The organism is Roseobacter sp. EG26, from assembly GCF_049830555.1.
Classification (GTDB): domain Bacteria; phylum Pseudomonadota; class Alphaproteobacteria; order Rhodobacterales; family Rhodobacteraceae; genus Roseobacter.
The window spans coordinates 105,513-122,343 of sequence record NZ_JBNBLH010000001.1 but is presented as its reverse complement, the minus strand read 5'-3'; the positions used below and the strand labels follow the sequence as shown (position 1 = coordinate 122,343).

16 protein-coding genes are annotated in these 16,831 nt (G+C 57.9%); 8 read left to right on the top strand and 8 right to left on the bottom strand.

The features are described 5' to 3' along the window. Nucleotides 1-23: 23 nt before the first annotated feature. Nucleotides 24-1,388 (bottom strand): MATE family efflux transporter, encoded by a 1,365-nt coding sequence (locus ACOTTU_RS00600; protein ID WP_425655671.1) that lies wholly within the window; start codon nt 1,386-1,388, stop codon nt 24-26. A 344-nt stretch (nt 1,389-1,732) separates the two neighbouring features. Between ACOTTU_RS00600 and ACOTTU_RS00595 the strand changes: the two genes are divergently transcribed. Beyond that, nucleotides 1,733-3,016, top strand: a complete 1,284-nt coding sequence (locus ACOTTU_RS00595) for an alpha/beta hydrolase family protein (RefSeq protein ID WP_425655670.1) — start codon at nt 1,733-1,735, stop codon at nt 3,014-3,016. Nucleotides 3,017-3,119: 103 nt separating this feature from the next. Here ACOTTU_RS00595 and ACOTTU_RS00590 read toward each other — a convergent pair whose 3' ends face one another. Then, nucleotides 3,120-3,851 carry a VPLPA-CTERM sorting domain-containing protein gene (locus tag ACOTTU_RS00590; protein WP_298919778.1) on the bottom strand — a complete coding sequence of 244 codons (732 nt, stop codon included), beginning with the start codon at nt 3,849-3,851 and terminating at the stop codon, nt 3,120-3,122. Between the two features lie 484 nt (nt 3,852-4,335). On the opposite strand from ACOTTU_RS00590, the gene parE reads away from it, so the two are divergent. The 3 genes from parE to ACOTTU_RS00575 all read left to right on the top strand — a co-directional run bounded on the left by parE (nt 4,336) and on the right by ACOTTU_RS00575 (nt 8,026). Then, entirely contained in the window at nt 4,336-6,294 is a 1,959-nt protein-coding gene (gene parE / locus ACOTTU_RS00585; RefSeq protein ID WP_425655669.1) for a DNA topoisomerase IV subunit B, read from the top strand. Between the two features lie 10 nt (nt 6,295-6,304). Continuing rightward, the gene (locus ACOTTU_RS00580) at nt 6,305-6,943 is read left to right on the top strand and encodes a hypothetical protein (protein ID WP_425655668.1); all 639 of its coding nucleotides are present in this window, start codon (nt 6,305-6,307) and stop codon (nt 6,941-6,943) included. Between the two features lie 393 nt (nt 6,944-7,336). Then, a complete protein-coding gene (locus tag ACOTTU_RS00575) occupies nt 7,337-8,026 on the top strand; it encodes a hypothetical protein (RefSeq protein WP_425656426.1) in 690 nt (229 codons plus the stop codon). Nucleotides 8,027-8,130: 104 nt separating this feature from the next. On the opposite strand, the gene ACOTTU_RS00570 is transcribed toward ACOTTU_RS00575, so the two are convergent. Next, nucleotides 8,131-8,541 carry a c-type cytochrome gene (locus ACOTTU_RS00570; protein WP_425655667.1) on the bottom strand — a complete coding sequence of 137 codons (411 nt, stop codon included), beginning with the start codon at nt 8,539-8,541 and terminating at the stop codon, nt 8,131-8,133. A gap of 120 nt (nt 8,542-8,661) precedes the next feature. Between ACOTTU_RS00570 and ACOTTU_RS00565 the strand changes: the two genes are divergently transcribed. Next, a complete protein-coding gene (locus ACOTTU_RS00565) occupies nt 8,662-9,096 on the top strand; it encodes a DMT family transporter (RefSeq protein ID WP_425655666.1) in 435 nt (144 codons plus the stop codon). Here the strand turns inward: ACOTTU_RS00565 and ACOTTU_RS00560 are convergent. The 5 genes from ACOTTU_RS00560 to proS form a co-directional block, all read right to left on the bottom strand. Then, complete coding sequence (locus ACOTTU_RS00560; protein ID WP_425655665.1) at nt 9,080-10,075, bottom strand: Ldh family oxidoreductase; 996 nt, start codon at nt 10,073-10,075, stop codon at nt 9,080-9,082. The two genes, ACOTTU_RS00565 and ACOTTU_RS00560, sit on opposite strands and share 17 nt — an antisense overlap. A gap of 71 nt (nt 10,076-10,146) precedes the next feature. Continuing rightward, on the bottom strand, nt 10,147-10,830 hold the full coding sequence (locus tag ACOTTU_RS00555) for an ABC transporter ATP-binding protein (protein WP_425655664.1): 684 nt from the start codon (nt 10,828-10,830) through the stop codon (nt 10,147-10,149). Then, nucleotides 10,823-12,109 (bottom strand): lipoprotein-releasing ABC transporter permease subunit, encoded by a 1,287-nt coding sequence (locus tag ACOTTU_RS00550; RefSeq protein ID WP_425655663.1) that lies wholly within the window; start codon nt 12,107-12,109, stop codon nt 10,823-10,825. The genes ACOTTU_RS00555 and ACOTTU_RS00550 overlap by 8 nt, the downstream gene beginning before the upstream one ends. A gap of 51 nt (nt 12,110-12,160) precedes the next feature. Continuing rightward, complete coding sequence (locus tag ACOTTU_RS00545) at nt 12,161-12,658, bottom strand: DUF2937 family protein (protein WP_425655662.1); 498 nt, start codon at nt 12,656-12,658, stop codon at nt 12,161-12,163. 70 nt (nt 12,659-12,728) lie between these two features. Further along, nucleotides 12,729-14,120, bottom strand: a complete 1,392-nt coding sequence (gene proS / locus ACOTTU_RS00540; RefSeq protein WP_425655661.1) for a proline--tRNA ligase — start codon at nt 14,118-14,120, stop codon at nt 12,729-12,731. 252 nt (nt 14,121-14,372) lie between these two features. Between proS and ACOTTU_RS00535 the strand changes: the two genes are divergently transcribed. The 3 genes from ACOTTU_RS00535 to ACOTTU_RS00525 all read left to right on the top strand — a co-directional run bounded on the left by ACOTTU_RS00535 (nt 14,373) and on the right by ACOTTU_RS00525 (nt 16,793). Then, entirely contained in the window at nt 14,373-14,888 is a 516-nt protein-coding gene (locus tag ACOTTU_RS00535) for a fasciclin domain-containing protein (protein WP_425655660.1), read from the top strand. A gap of 161 nt (nt 14,889-15,049) precedes the next feature. Beyond that, nucleotides 15,050-16,117 carry an AI-2E family transporter gene (locus ACOTTU_RS00530; protein WP_298919798.1) on the top strand — a complete coding sequence of 356 codons (1,068 nt, stop codon included), beginning with the start codon at nt 15,050-15,052 and terminating at the stop codon, nt 16,115-16,117. A gap of 1 nt (nt 16,118) precedes the next feature. Further along, nucleotides 16,119-16,793 (top strand): chromosomal replication initiator DnaA, encoded by a 675-nt coding sequence (locus ACOTTU_RS00525; protein WP_425655659.1) that lies wholly within the window; start codon nt 16,119-16,121, stop codon nt 16,791-16,793. Nucleotides 16,794-16,831 lie beyond the last annotated feature (38 nt).

The following is a 16,831-nucleotide window of genomic DNA, read 5'->3' as shown; positions in this document are numbered from 1 at the left end:
ACGCACAAAACCGATGCCGCCGGTCAGGCGTGTTCGGCTTTGAGGTTGCGCAGTGCCACCCCCCAGAAGCGGACCGACAGCAGCAGACCCGCCAGCCCAAGACCCACCACAAGCCCGAGCCAGACGCCGATGCCTTCATACCCCAGCACAAAGCCGAAGAGATACGAGCAGGGAATGCCCACCACCCAATAGCTCAGAGCGGCACAGATCATCGGCACCTTGGTATCCTGCACGCCGCGCAGTAAGCCCAGAGCAATCACCTGCGCACCATCCACCAGCTGGAAAAGGGCGGCCATCGCCAGAAGCCCTGTGCCGATCAGCAGAATTTCGACGCGGAACGGCTCGTCATCCTGCATGAAGAGCGAAATCAACGGCTCCGGCATCGACACGAACACCACGATCGTCAGGGCCGCCATGCCCAGCGACATCCACGTCACGACCCAGGCACCCTTTTCCATATGCGCCGGATCATGGCGCCCAAATGCATTGCCCGCCCGGATGGTGGCCACATTGCTCAGCCCCATATGCACCATGAAGGTGATCGAGGCGAGCTGGACGGCGATCCCATGCGCCGCCAGCGGCACCGTGCCCAGCCAGCCCATCATCATGGCAGACGCAGCAAAGAGGCCAACTTCACTCAGGCCGGTCAGACCAATGGGCAATCCCAGACGAAACACGCGGGTCAGCATTTGCCAATCTGCCCGCCAGAGCCTCTGGAACAGGGCATGTTCCGGCAGGGCGGATCGGGCATAAAGTGTGACACCGATCATGGAGACCGTTTGTGTCATGACGGACGCAATCGCGGCCCCGGTGATTCCCAACTCGGGCGCGCCCCAATTGCCAAAGATCAGGGCGTAATTGATGACCGCGTTCAGCACCGCCCCGACAATGGTCATCCAGAGCACAAACTGCGTGCGCTCAAGGGCTGCGAGGTAGGATTTCAGCACCATCAGCAGCAGCGCGGGCAAAATGCCCAGCCCTGCAACACGCAGATACATGCTCGCATCCGCTGCCAGAGCTTCGCTTTGTCCCAGCGCCCGCAGGATCGGGTTCGACCAGATCATCACGACCAGCGAAATCAGCGCGAAGGCAAAGCTCAGCCAAAGCCCCATGCGGGTGGCGCGACGCAATCCGATCTCGTCACCTTCCGCTTCGAAAGAGGCGACCATCGGCATCACCGCCCAAGCAAAACCCGACCCGAAAATGAACAGGACAAAGAAGAACGTCGACCCCAGCGTCACCGCCGCCAGCGCCTCAACCCCGTACCACCCCAGCATCACCGTGTCGGTCACACCAATGGCCATTTGGGCAAGATGTCCGCCAATCAACGGCAGGCCCAATGTCAGAATCGCTCTGCCATGTTCTGGATATGTCATCGTTTTGCGCATGTCCGAGCCATACGCTCAGGTGGCACCCGGTGGAAGAGGTCTCCGTGCTCAATCGCTGAAAAAAGATGCGACAGGTGTCACCGGGCGCCGCCCTGTCGCTCGCGGAAGATGAGCGCGCGGCGGCTTCCCCCTCATCAAAGCCAGACCGCCCTCTTTGGTGAAAACCCGGCGTCTTCGGTTCGGTTTTCGAAATTTTCGAGGAAAACATCGATTTTGGCGTAAACAAAGCCGTTAATCGTCTCAGGACTGTTGACAGAAATTATGCCTCATAAGTACTTGAATGACAGGGAAAACCTGCCATTCTACCATTGCGGGAATTACATTGCCCCGCGCGGAGCCTACTGATGACTACCAAACCCGCCGTTGCGGCACTGACCGCGTTGCTGGCCGTTCCTGCCCTGGCCAATCCCATAGACAGGGTGCGCCCCGATGCGCCGGAGCTGGCAAACTTCGGGACATTGCCCATCGGTGTGCAAACGCTTGAGCTGGTCAATCCCGGGCAGATCGACATCGTCAATATCAACGGGGAGGACCAGCCTCTCTATGATCGGCCGCTGACGGTGGAAATCTGGTATCCGGCCGCAGAAGGCACCCAACCGGGTGGCAGCTACCTTGCGACGTTGCGCGATGGTGCCACCAAGGTCACCCTGACCGGGCGTGCTGCACGTGATGCAGCACCCGCATCGGGGGAAACTTTCCCGTTGATCCTGATCAGCCATGGCTACCCGGGCAATCGTTTCCTGATGTCCCATCTGGGCGAAAACCTGGCCTCCAAGGGTTTCGTGACCGTCTCGATTGACCATACCGACAGCACCTATTCCGATCAGGAAGTCTTTGGCTCGACCCTTTTCAACCGCCCTCTCGATTTGCGATTTGTAATTGATGAGATGGCTGCACTAGAAGGTGATCTGGGTGCCATCATCGACACGGATGCCGTGGGCATCATCGGTTATTCCATGGGCGGCTACGGGGCCTTGATCTACGGCGGTGCCGGGGTGACACAGGCCGCTACGGAATACAGTTGGGGCACGCCGAACGGCCTGTTGGCCCGGCACCTCGCTGGATCGGAAAGCCATGAAGCGCAGATGGACCCCCGCGTTCGGGCGTTGATCACCATTGGCCCCTGGGGGCGAAACGCCGGATTCTGGGACACCAACGGCATGGCTGGATTACGGGTGCCAACGCTGTTCATGGCGGGCGGCTCCGATGACGTCGCTGTCTATGAGGCGATCCGCTCGCTCTTCACCGATGCCATCAGCACGGACCGCCACCTGCTGACTTTTGAGTGGGCCAACCACAACGCCGCGGCACCGATACCGGCCCCGATAGAAGCTTGGAAACCCGCAGAGGGGCTCGATTTCATCCCATTTGAGCATTACGCCGATCCGGTTTGGGACACCACGCGGATGAATAACATCGCGCAGCATTTTGCCACTGCTTTCATGGATCTCTATTTGAAAGGGGATGTCAGCAGGCGGCCCTATCTGGACCTGATCGAGAATGCGGATATGGGCATCCTGGCACTTGATGAAGAAGCCAATCCAACCGATGACCACACTTACTGGACAGGTTTTCCGCCACGGACCGCCAAGGGTCTTCGATTTGAGACACTTCTGGCTGGCGAATAGAACCTTCGCGGGCCGGGCAACGATGCTCCTGGCACCCAACAACAAAAAAGGCCCGCCTCAATCGACGGGCCGTTCTTAGATTTGGGCTGCGAATGGCGTCAGCTCAAGATTGTTTCTTCTTGCGCGATCGCAGCGCACCCATGCCGCCAAGACCGGCAAGCAGCATCCAGCCAGCCGCTGGCAGTGGCACCGGCGTCAGGTTGATGTTGATATCGCCATGACGCGCACGTGTCAGAGCCGAATCGATCGCTGTGGGTCCATCATAGTTGTTGCCAACTGTTGCCACCCAGGTGAACCAGCCCGCACCGCCCAGTCCGGCGTTCTTGTCATTTGCGCCGTCACCCAGCTGGAACGGAATATCTTCAACCAGCGGATCCGGGAAAGCCGTCAGCGTCAGCAGTAGACCTTCGAGATCACCGACACCTGTCAGTGTCGCGGAGCTGATATCAAAAAACGACCAAGTCAGATCATCATTATTCCCACCGCCGGTTTTGATCCGGTCGCCCTGCTCGTTTGGTGTACGCAAGCTGTAGGAGACATCGAGATCAAATTGGTAGTTCGATGTCACATTGTTCTGGATCGTTCCGGACAGATTGGCGGTCGCATTGTTCGCGCCAACCACAAACTCGCCGGGGCCGGGCACAAACTGCCAGTAGGCATTCACACCGCTGAACAGGCCGGGCAGCCAGACCGTGTGGTCATTGCCATTGGTCGTTACGCTGGTCGCCTCATAGGTGCCTTCGTACATGGTTGCCGCTTCGACATCGGCTGCAAACAATGTGGCTGCTGACACTGCCACCGCAACGGCACCACCTTTAAAAACATTAAAACTCATTCTTAACTTCCCTCATCCCTTTAAATGAATGGCGGGGCGCCTGATCTTTCAGATCGCCACAGACCATCGGTTACTACGTTAACGGTTTCTCGCGCGCTCAATTTATTCACATTTGCATCAAACACCATATAATTTCCGGCAATAACCTTTAAAAATCAGCCTGTTCTCCCGCTATACGAGAACAATCGCCCTCTTCGCCCGAATTCTGCGATGCCTCTACCTGCTTCAACACCCGAACTCCCGGTGCGCGGGAATTCGCCGCAACCGAGAAACAGGCTTGACGCAAGGTGATTCGCGTACCGTACGCCCGCGTGATCAAGACCGGTTATACGGTCCCGCGTGCCTCCGGAACGAACCCGGCCATCGACCCAGCAGAGCACGGGCGCTGCCACATTTCGGGTGGGTCAGAACGTCCGCTGGCCCTTCCCCCGCCCCGACCCCTCTGCCATACTTGGTGCCAATCAATAATCAGAGGTTCGAGCCCATGCCCAACGATCTGCTCAGCAATACGGACGCACCCGCCTATGACGCCGCCTCGATCGAGGTACTTGAAGGGTTGGAGCCCGTGCGCAAACGCCCCGGCATGTATATCGGCGGCACCGATGAACGCGCGCTGCACCATCTGGTGGCCGAAGTGCTCGACAACTCCATGGACGAGGCCGTCGCCGGGCACGCCACGCGCATCGAGGTTGAACTGCACGACGACTACGCCGTCACCATCCGCGACAACGGGCGCGGCATCCCCATCGACCCGCACCCCAAATTCCCCGACAAATCCGCGCTCGAGGTCATCCTCTGCACCCTGCACGCAGGCGGCAAATTCTCCGGCAAGGCCTATGAAACCTCCGGCGGTCTGCACGGTGTTGGGGCCTCAGTGGTCAACGCGCTGTCGGACAGCATGGTCGTGCAAGTGGCCCGCAACCGCGAACTTTATGAACAACGCTTTTCACGCGGCCTGCCCCTCGGCCCGGTCGAAAAGGTGGGCCAGGCCCCCAACCGCCGCGGCACCACCGTCACTTTCCACGCCGACGCGGACATCTTCGGGCACCACCGCTTCAAACCCGCGCGGCTTTTCAAATCCATCCGCTCCAAGGCCTACCTCTTCTCCGGCGTCGAAATTCGCTGGAAATCCGCCATCGACGACGGTGAAACGCCGACCGAGGCCACATTCCACTTCCCCGGCGGCCTCTCCGATTACCTTGGCGAAACGCTGGGCGCCTCCACCACCTATGCCGACAAACCCTTCGCCGGCACCGTCGATTTCAAGGAAAAATTCGGCCAGGCGGGCAAGGTCGAATGGGCCATCAATTGGACCCCCTCGCGCGATGGCTTCATCCAGTCCTACTGCAATACCGTCCCCACCCCCGAAGGCGGCACCCATGTGGCAGGCTTCTGGGCCGCCATCCTCAAAGGCATCAAAGCCTACGGAGAGTTGGCCAACAACAAGAAAGCCGGTCAGATCACCCGTGATGACCTGATGTCAGGGGGCTGCGCGCTGGTCTCCTGCTTCATTGCCGAGCCCGCTTTTGTCGGCCAGACCAAGGACCGCCTCTCCACCGAAGCCGCCCAGAAAATGACCGAAGGAGCCGTGCGCGACCATTTCGACAATTGGCTGGCGGCGGATACAAAATCCGCAGGCGCGATCCTCGATTTCCTCGTTCTGCGCGCCGAAGAACGTCTGCGCCGCCGCAAAGAAAAAGAAACCGCCCGCAAATCCGCCACGAAAAAACTCCGCCTGCCCGGCAAACTGACCGATTGCACTTCCAAGGACCGCAGCGGCACGGAATTGTTCATCGTCGAGGGCGATTCAGCGGGCGGCTCCGGCAAGGGCGCGCGCAACCGCGAAACCCAGGCCCTGCTGCCGCTCAAGGGCAAGATCCTCAACGTGCTGGGCGCGGCCTCGTCGAAACTGGGCAGCAACGCGGAAATCAACGATCTCTGCGAGGCGCTTGGCTGTGGCATGGGCACGCGGTTCAACCTCGACGATCTGCGCTATGACAAGATCATCATTATGACCGACGCCGATGTGGACGGCGCGCATATCGCGGCACTGCTGATGACGTTTTTCTTCACCCAGATGCGGCCCCTGATCGACGCCGGGCATCTGTATCTGGCCTGCCCGCCCCTCTTCCGCCTGACGCAAGGGCCGCGCCGTGTCTATTGTCTGGATGAGGCCGAAAAGGACATGTGGCTCGAAAAGGGTCTGGGTGGCAAAGGCAAAATCGACGTGAGCCGCTTCAAGGGCCTGGGCGAGATGGACGCCAAGGATCTGAAAGAAACCACCATGGACCCCAAGACCCGCAAACTGATCCGCGTGTCAATTGACGAGGACATGCCTGGGGAAACGGGCGATCTGGTGGAACGTCTGATGGGGAAAAAGCCGGAACTGCGCTATCAGTACATTCAGGAGAACGCGAAGTTCGTGGAGGAATTGGATGTTTGAGTGTTAGAAAATGAAACTGATTAAAAGAGCATCTCCTTTAGGAATAAAGCTGCCTAATATTAGCATCTCCACAGAAGCACTGTTGGACGTATTGCAATCAACATTTGATCTAGATGACGAAGTTGAAATGCAAATTGGAGATATCTTCAATGAAGAAAGGCTGATCTTGGAATCTTTCGGCGAAATTAGCTCTCATTTGGCCCAGGTTCGAACGCCTCTGACAGTTAAGATTTCAGGAACCGAGATACGGATCTCAGACTTTTCGAGCAGCGTTGCCTTTGAGGAAGACAGCGAAGCCATAGCTCGAACCGTTGCTAAGCGACTTTCGAAATACAAGCCCGCTTACTCACTTGTTTTCAAACCTACTTTCGGCGTAGCAGCCGCAGCATTGATCACAATAGTTTTCATGGGTTTACCTAGCATCGACAGGTTATCTGAGTTTTTGAATTTTATTTTTGTATATTTATTCTGCGCATCAGTTTTTATGTGGATCAGTTTCAAGCTAGATCGCCCCCGCGTGTTCCACCACGAGACGCCAAGTTTTTGGCAACGGAACAGAGACAATGTTTCATTGTTACTGATTGGAGCGGCAATCGGGGCGGTTATCTCGAATTTGGAATCGGTATTGGACTTCTTGCTCCGCGATTGACAAGCCCGAGGCCCCGCCTCGGGCCGCGCCCGACCTCCCCCCGGGGAGGGCGCACTACGTTTGCCCTGATGCTCCCGCATCCCTCCGGGCTCAATCCTTCCACTGGAAGGATTGCGAGACGCCCTCCGGCCCGAGGTCGAGCACAGCCCTGCCCAACTGTCTCAAAAACTCTCTATTGCGCCTTTACAGGGCTCCGCCCACAAAGATCACAAACCGGTGCACAGCCTGTGCACGCATGTCATACACATATCATACCGGCATATTACCCACCCAAGGCTCCTTCAGCACAGTGCTGACCCGGGGCCCCAGCGCGCTTGCCGCAAAAGATCACAATTCGACCATCGGGTGAAAAAACCGGTTGATCCCGGCAGTGGTTTCAGGCCCACTCACCCCATGCGTTGCGTGGTCATTGGTCTTGTCGTTTCTCTGGGGTTTCTCGCGTCCTGCGGGCGTCCCTTGACGGAAGGTGAAGTCGCTTTTGCCCGCACCATCCACGGTGACACACTTGATGTCGAGCGGGTCCGCATCGTGAATGGCGCGCCCACCCGCGCCGTCACCTTCCGGCGCAAACCGCGCCCGCGCACCACCTGTCGGGAACGTATTCTGCCGCCGATCACGGATGAATTTGTCACCTCAAAACCCGCCGCCGTTGCCGTCTACAATCACATCCTGTTTGACCGTGACTGGTATCTTGACGACTACCTTCCCGATTACCCCAATCAGATTAATCTCGTTGCATCAATGCTTTACGCCCATGAAATTCTGCACGCATGGCAATGGCAGAACCGCAAGAAGACAGGCTACACGCCACTGCGCGCGGCCTTTGAGCACGACGGGGCCAGCGACCCCTATCTCTTCGATCTGAATGCCGAGCCGAAATTTGATGACTTCGGATACGAGCAGCAAGGCGCCATCGTCGAAGAATTCGTGTGCTGCCGTGCCCTCGATCCGGCGGCCCCACGCACGGAACGTCTGCATGCCCTTATTTCACAAGCCATGCCCGTTGCCCCACTGCCCCAATCGCGCGCCTATGACGTCGCCGTGCCCTGGGACGGTGTGGAGATCAACGGGATTTGCAGCTGATCTATTGCGTTTTCGAACTAACTTGAAACACACCTTATCACCCAACGCGTTAAAATCTGTGATTTCAGGCAGCGTTAGATGATTCAGGTTTTCCGAAAACGGCTTTAAGGCGTTTGAATCGCTTCCAGATATTTCAGGAGGTCACCTACGGGCCGCGCGGTTCGGACCCTTCCCGAAGCCAGCCGCACCCGCTTTCTGCGATCGCTTTGCAACGCGTCAAACGGGGTCATCTGACGCCCCCTCAGACCACCGGTCGCGTAGCCTTCCAAGGCCTCAAGAACGTCATCGGCAGGAAACTCTCCGCCGTTGCGGGCTGTCAGCGAGGTCAAATCTGGCGGCGTCTTACTCAACCCGGCAACACCTGCGCCCCCACCGCCACGGGCGTCCAGACCATGACAAATGGCGCAGTTGCTCAAATACAGATCGGCACCGTCCAAATCGCGGTTCTTTGATAGAGACCCGCAGGCGGCAACGCTGCCCAGCACAAGGCAGGCGAATAATGAAATACGGATCACGCGACCTATCCCTCACGATTACTGGACCGTGTCGTGATGGATGCACGATCCGCCTTGCTCAATCAGGCCAGCGACGCCATGGTCACCATACCTTCTCGACAGCATACAGGAGACTTATGAATGGCCCATTACGCAGTGATCATGTTGCTTGCGGGAATAGGAATTCCGGTGCTTGCGGCGCTGAATGCAGCCCTTGGGGTCAAGATCGGGTCTCCAGCGGTTGCCGCTACAGTTTTGTTTTCCGTTGCGTTTTTCAGCTGCGTGATCGTGATGATCGTCACCGGCCCTCAAGCCCTTGCAAAAGTTACCGATGCCCCGCGTCACCTGTTTTTGGCCGGTGTGCTGATCGCATTCTACGTTTTGACAGTCACTTACATCGCGCCTCACTTCGGTGTCGGCAACGCGGTCTTCTTTGTGCTCATGGGCCAGTTGATCAGCACGGCGCTGATTGATCATTTTGGACTTTTCGGAGCCCGCATCACGCCGATGGGAGGCACACGCGCGCTTGGAATCGCCCTGATGGCGCTAGGCGTTTTTGTCACTCAGAAGACCTAGGTCCTTCGGCCAGTTCATGCAGCCGCCTCCAAACGGATTCAACGACCTCCACTGATTCCATGGTTTGTCGATTTTGGCCCGGCATACGCGCCCCGTCATCCATGCTCGCGGTCTGCGCCAGAGCGGCAACCCGGGCCTCAAACTCTGGCGACGTGTCCGGGTCAATCACAATATAATACTGACCTAAATCATGCGGTGGGCCGTCCCGGGCTTTGAGCGGTTTGACATTGCGTGACAGAACCGACCCGGTCATCCCTGCGGCCAGAATCTCGGCCATCAGGCCAAACCCCCATCCCTTGTACCCGCCCATGGACACCAGTGACCCCTGCAAGGCAACCTCGGGATCAGTCGTGGGGTCACCGTGTTCGTCTAGCGCCCAACCCAGAGGAATATCCTGCCCCATGGCTTTGGCCATGGTGATCTTGCCCAAAGCCACTGCAGTTGTCGATTGATCGAACTGCATGGCAATCCCGCCCGCGCCATCGGGCACCGAAAACGCGATCGGATTGGTGCCAATCACACGTGTCTTGCCACCCGGTGCGGCAACGATAGGTGACGCGTTGGTAAATCCAATGCCGATACATCCGGCAGACGCAATCTGTTCGGTGAAGTAGCCCAGAGACGTACAGGTGTGCGCATGACCGATTGCCAGGGTCGCAGTGCCATACTGCCGCGCCGCATCCAAAGCTGGCGTGAGACCATGCGCAAAAGCCGGTTGAGCAAAGCCAAAACCGGCGTCGACATGGACAGCAGCAGGGCGCGGAGTGCTCACAACGGGCGTGACATCGCCACGGACCCGTCCTGATTCCAGCTGCAGACAATAGCTCTCAACGTAGTAGAGCCCGCAAATCTTGTTACCCAGACTTTCTGCCACACGCACGGCCCGCGCGACTTCCGACGCGGGAAACGGGGACGCGCCATAAGCAAGGAGCGCTTTTTTGGTCAACAATTCAATTTCGTCCAGAGAACGATGGGCCATAAGACGCCTTTCCTGAGCCAAGTTTCGCCAACGTTGCTCAAAAGAAAGCGGTAGCGTCAAGCGCGGTCGTATCAGATTGATGCCAGCTGACCCGCATCAAGACGGATTTGACGGTCCATACGCGCAGCAAGATCCAGATTGTGCGTCGCGATGAGCGCGGAGAGCCCGGTGGCCCGTACTAGGGTCATAAGAGTGGCAAAGACCTGATCCGAGGTGGCCGGATCAAGATTGCCTGTCGGCTCATCCGCAAGCAGCAGTTTCGGTTCATTTGCCAGGGCCCGACAAAATGCGACACGTTGCTGTTCGCCGCCCGACAGGGCCGCAGGCCGATGAGCGGCGCGCTCAGCGACCCCGACACTGGCCAGCAGTTCCTGCGCACGGCGCTGTGCGACAGATTGCGAGGCACCATTGGCAAGCTGCGGCAGCACAATGTTTTCCTGAGCTGAAAACTCGGGCAGCAAATGATGGAACTGGTAGATAAAACCAACATCCGTGCGCCGCGCTGCGGTGCGTCTGTTGTCGGACAAAATGGTCATGTCGGCACCGGCAATTTCCACACGGCCCTTGTCCGCGGTGTCCAATAACCCGGCGATGTGCAGCAACGTGGATTTCCCCGCACCTGAAGGGGCGACAAGGGCCACGACTTCCCCTCGCTCCACGGTCAGGTCAATCCCGCGCAAGACACGGACCTCATTTGGCAAACCAAGATTGTAGGACTTCTCAATCCCACTGAGCGTCAGCACGGGGTCACTCATAACGCAAAGCTTCTACAGGGTTCAGCCGCGCGGCCCGTCGGGCGGGAAAGATCGTGACAATGAATGACAAACCCAAAGACAGGGCGATTGCAGACAACACATCGTCAAGGTGTAACTCTGCGGGTAGCGCGTAGATACCGCGAATAGACGGATCCCATACCCCGCCACCCATCAGGACATTCACAAATGAAAATATCGGGTCGATATAGAGCGCGAAGAGTGAGCCCAGAATGACCCCGAACACGGTGCCGATAATGCCGGTGAAGGCGCCGCAAATGAAGAACACGCGCAAGATCGACCCTTGCGACAATCCCATAGTGCGCAGGATGCCGATATCGCCTCCCTTGTTTTTGACCAGCATGATCAAACCAGAAACGATGTTCATCGCCGCGATCAATACGAGGATCGACAAGATGATGAACATCACGTTGTCCTCAACCTCAAGAGCGCGCAGAAAACTACCCGACGCATCGCGCCACGTCCAGATTTGCCCGCGTTCGCCAGCGGCCTGCAACAGGGCTGGCGCCAGTTTTTCGACCGAGTCAGGTTCCTCAACCATAACTTCAAGTTCGTCGGCTAAGCCTTCTCGATTAAAGAATGATTGAGCCTCCGCTATTGGCAGATACGCCCGTGTCCGATCAATATCGTAACGTCCAGCCGTAAAGATGTAGGTCACCTCATAGGCATTTACACGGGGCGACGTTCCGAACGCGGTTTTCACGCCGTTGGGTGAGATGATCTTGACCTTATCGCCAAGCCCCACGCCCAATTCCCGCGCTATGCCGGACCCGAGCGCGATCCCTTCTTCAAATCTGCTGAGGTCCCCGATGGAGGCCTCCGGGTTCACGATGCGTGGCAACGTCATCAGATCGGCGGGCGCGATCCCGTAGATTTCAGCACCCGCGTTGCTGCCCTGAAAGGCGGCCATCACCTGACCGCGCACCAGCGGGGCCGCGCGTGTCACACCCGGCACAGCGGCGACGCGGGTGGCGATCTCTTCGTAATTCTTGATAGTGCGGTCAACGCGGCCCTGGGGGGTCACCTCGCCCAGCGAGTAAACCGTGACATGCGCATTTGCGCCCAGAATGGTGTCCACAAACTCGGCCCGGAAACCCGACCTCACAGCAAGCGTTGCGATCAGGGCAAATACTGCCAGCGTTATCCCGATCAGACTGATCCAGGTCATCACGCTGACGCCGCCCTCAGCGCGGCGCGCCCGCAGGTAGCGCCAGGCAATCATCCATTCAAAATAGGCGAAAGGCGGTGGTGAACTGGCCATATGTCGTCCTGCGTAGATTTGGCTGCAACCTGAGGCTTTGACGACAGAGCGTCAAGCAAGCTTTGGCTTGCGGCGCACGGGCCATCGCAGAACGGCCAGAAGTGCGCCAAATCCGAGTGCCGATGCGATAAACCCGGCCAAAGCAAAGAGCAATGTGGCCAATGTCATGGGGAAGGCCGGTTGGAAAGCCGCCCAGGTGCCCCGCGCAATCTCCGCATCTGACAGGTGGCCCACATGGTATGCCCGCATGAACGGACCTTTCCCCGTCAGCGCTGAAAAATCTGCTCGCAGACTCTCATACCGCCTGATTGCGCGCGTCATGTCTGCGCGACGCCGTTCGACGAAGGCCGTACCGCGCATTTGCGTCAAGGCCTCTTGTCGGGTCAGGCCCACGGCGGCAGCGGATGCATCAAATTCAGCGACCACCTGCTCTAGAGCGTCGACAGCTCCACCAAGACGTTGCAAATATTGTTGCGAATATGCGGGGAATTGCGCTGCCCCAAAGGCACCGGCAATTCCGGCGGCCAATGCCAAACTGCGAAGGATCATATCGGCGCTCCTGCTCACCCCCCGGCAGCACGACGCAAATCATAGCAGAGAGCGCAGAACCAGCAAAGCCTCAGATGTAGGTATGGAAGGACCTGTTGCCCATCATCGGCACATGTTCGCTGGCTGTGTGGCCGTTATAAACGTCGGCGATCTTCTTGATTGCCTGCTCAGGCGGCAGTTCCTCGCTCTCGCCTGTCCGGCGACTGGTGACTTCGACGACGCCGTTCTTCAGACCACGCGGCCCGACGGTGATGCGCCAGGGCAGGCCAATCAGGTCCATTGTCGCGAATTTACCGCCCGCGCGTTCGTTGCGATCATCGTAAAGCGGCTCCAGCCCCAGCACCTGCAGGCTGGCATAGAGGCTTTCGCAGGCGGCATCCGCTTCGGCGTCACCTTGCTTCAAGTTGACGATGCCACAGTGATAGGGTGTCACGCCTTCGGGCCAGATGATCCCTTTGTCATCATGGTTGGCCTCGATGATCGCCCCGACCAGCCGGCTCACACCGATGCCGTGGCTGCCCATATGGACAGGCGTGGGTTTGCCGTCCGGCCCCTGAACCGTTGCCCCCATCGCATCAGAATATTTGGTGCCGAAATAGAAAATCTGCCCTACTTCGATGCCACGTGCGGTGCGGCGCCGCTCTTCGGGGATGGCATTGAACAACACCTCATCATGGGTTTCATCCGTACGCGCGTATTTCGACGTGAATTCTTCAAGCACACCGGCGCATTGCTCGACACTGTCATAGTCGATGTCGCGGTCTCCGAAACTCAAATCGGTCACGGCGCTGTCGTAGAAAACTTCTGATTCTCCGGTGTCAGCAAGCACAAGGAATTCATGGGTGTCATCCCCGCCAATGGGCCCGCTATCCGCGCGCATCGGAATGGCCTGAAGCCCCATGCGCTCATAGGTGCGCAGATAGCTGACCAAATGGCGATTGTAGGCGTGCAGCGCGTCTTCTTTGGTCAGATCGAAGTTGTATCCGTCTTTCATGAAAAATTCGCGCCCCCGCATCACGCCGAACCGCGGGCGCATTTCATCGCGGAATTTCCACTGAATGTGGTAGAGCGTCATCGGCAAGTCTTTGTAGCTGCCCACATGGCTGCGGAAAATATCCGTAATCATCTCTTCGTTGGTCGGACCGTAGAGCATGTCACGGTCCTGTCGGTCCCGAATACGCAACATTTCCGGCCCGTAGGCATCATAGCGACCGCTTTCGCGCCAAAGGTCCGCCGATTGCAGAGTCGGCATCAGCATCGGAATGTGACCCGCGCGCACCTGTTCTTCATGTACGATGTTTTCAAGCTTGCGCAGCACCTTGAAGCCAAGCGGCAGCCACGAATAGATCCCGGCCGCATTCTGCTTGATCATGCCCGCACGCAGCATGAGACGGTGGCTCACAATCTGCGCCTCAGCAGGGTTTTCACGCAGTACGGGCAGGAAATAGCGGCTCAGGCGCATGGATAAGTCCTTCGGTCAAAATCCTCATTGGGCCTGACTATGACAAACGACGGCGACCCGCAATCAGGCAATACTGCCGGAAAGCCGCTGAAACTTGCGATCTGCGAGAGGTCGAGCACGATCCATTGGAACCGTGACAGATTTTCGGAAAGTTGTTCACGGAAACGCGAGCGATGTGATCCATCGCCCGCGTCCCTCCGTACCTTTTTCACATGTCAAAAGGCATGGATGCACACAACGAAGGTATGAAACATGACAACTTTTCGCAAGATCGTCGCGATCACAGCTACGGCACTGACATTCGGAACGGCCGCCAAAGCAGCCGACATTGTCGAAATCGCTTCCGGTGATGAACGCTTCTCCACACTTGTGGCAGCCGTTTCCGCCGCTGGCCTCGTCGAGACACTGCAAGGCCCCGGACCATTTACCGTTTTCGCGCCTGTCAATGATGCTTTCGCCGCCCTGCCGGAAGGTACTGTGGAAACACTTCTGAAGCCTGAAAACAAAGGCCAGTTGACCGATGTTCTGCTCTATCATGTCGATGACCGCAAACTGACGGCGGAAATGATCCCGAACGGATCGAACTACTTCAAACCTGTCCTCGCCACCGAACGCCTGTGCATCAGCAAAGGGTCTGATGGGGTCTCCATTGCCGATGGGACAGGGGAGACAGCCACCGTTGTCATCGCGAATATCGAAGCCGACAATGGTGTGATCCATGTGGTCGACAAGGTGCTGCTGCCTGGGACGCGCCCAGCCTGCCACTAGATCCATCAACAATTCCATTTCAGGGCCTCGCGTTGCGGGGCCCTTTTTTGCATCGTCAATTGGCGCGGCACCGCCCCGGGCGCGTAATCAGGCCTCAATTCGCTTGAAACGGCAGCGCGCATGGGCGATGTCACAGGGACATCAGATTTTCGGAGCGCTCGATGGCCCTGCCCGTACACAAACAGATGACCTATTGGGGAATCGCCACGGCGGTTTTTCTGATCGTCCTATGGTCGCTGGGTCACGTGCTTTTGCCTTTTGTGCTGGGAGGGGCTATCGCCTACTTCCTTGATCCGGTTGCCGACCGGTTGGAAAATCTTGGGCTAAGCCGCATTGCCGCAACCGGCCTGATCACCATTGCAGGCCTCCTGGTCTTTGTGCTGATGGCGCTTCTGGTCATTCCAACGCTCGCAAGTCAGGCCCTGCAACTGTTCAATGTCGCTCCCGACTATGCCAAGAGCATCTCGACCTTCCTAACGGAACGGTTCCCTTCCCTGCTCGACGAGAGCTCGACACTGCGGCAATCCATCAACACTTTGGGGGAGACGGTCCAGAATCGCGGTGCCGAAGTCCTGCAAACTGCACTGAGTTCGGTCGCATCCCTTCTGAACGTGGTGGTTTTGCTTGTCGTCGTTCCGGTCGTCTCGGTTTACCTCCTGCTTGATTGGGACCGTATGGTCGCCCGCATCGACGAGCTGTTACCCCGTGATCATCGCAATACCATCCGGATGCTGGCAAAAGACATCGATGCGACGCTTGCCTCTTTTATCCGGGGCATGGGGACGGTCTGCCTGATACTGGGCAGCTACTATGCGATTGCATTGATGCTTGTTGGTTTACAGTTCGGCCTCGTTGTTGGCTTTGTCGCCGGGCTGGTCACCTTTATTCCCTACCTTGGCGCGCTGATCGGTGGCGTTCTGGCCATTGGTCTGGCGCTCTTCCAGTTCTGGGGCGACTGGGTTTCCATTGGTCTTGTCGGAGGGGTTTTCGTGATCGGGCAGGTGGTCGAAGGCAATATCCTGACACCCAAACTTGTGGGCAGTTCTGTCGGTTTGCATCCTGTCTGGCTCATCTTCGCCCTATCGGTATTCGGCGCGCTTTTCGGATTTGTCGGCATGTTGGTGGCGGTTCCGGTTGCTGCGGCCATTGGCGTCGTCGCACGCTTCGGGATCGCGCAATACAAGCAATCCCTGCTGTATCGCGGCCTTTCGGATCGCGACGAGGGCTGACATGCCAGAACAACTCAGCTTCGACTTGCCAAGCGTCCCGGCGCTGGGACGCGCAGATTTCATGGTTGCGCCATCCAACGCCGTTGCCGTCGCCATGATCGAAGCTGCACCTGCTGGCAAGCTTGTTCTGACCGGCCCCGAAGGATCCGGTAAAACCCATCTCGCGCATGTCTGGGCCACCAAGGCGAAGGCGCAGATCATATCAAGCATCGATCTGAATGAAGCCGATATTCCGGCGCTGGCGCAGAGGTCAATCGTCGTGGAAGACGTCCCCGAAATTGCAGGCGATGCGGACAAACAGAACGCCCTTTTTCATCTTCACAATCTGGTTCTGGCAGAAGACAAGGCGCTGCTGTTGACCGGACGTGGTGCCGTGCGCGACTGGGGGATCACCTTGCCTGATCTGGCCAGTCGCGTTGCCGCAGCACCAAGCGCCTCTCTTGAATTGCCCGATGACACGCTGCTCGCGGCAATTCTGGCCAAGCTTTTTGCGGACAAGCAGCTCACCCCTAAACGCGACCTCATTCCCTATCTGATCACCCGTATGGACAGGTCATTTGCCGCGGCCCGCGGCCTGGTTGATCGCCTGGACACAGCGTCATTGGCGCAAAAACGCCCGATATCACGGGTACTTGCCGCAAGCTTGCTGGACAATGAGGCAAAGAGCGCGCGATAATTGTCACACGCCATTCATACATTTCGACCACAAGGGCC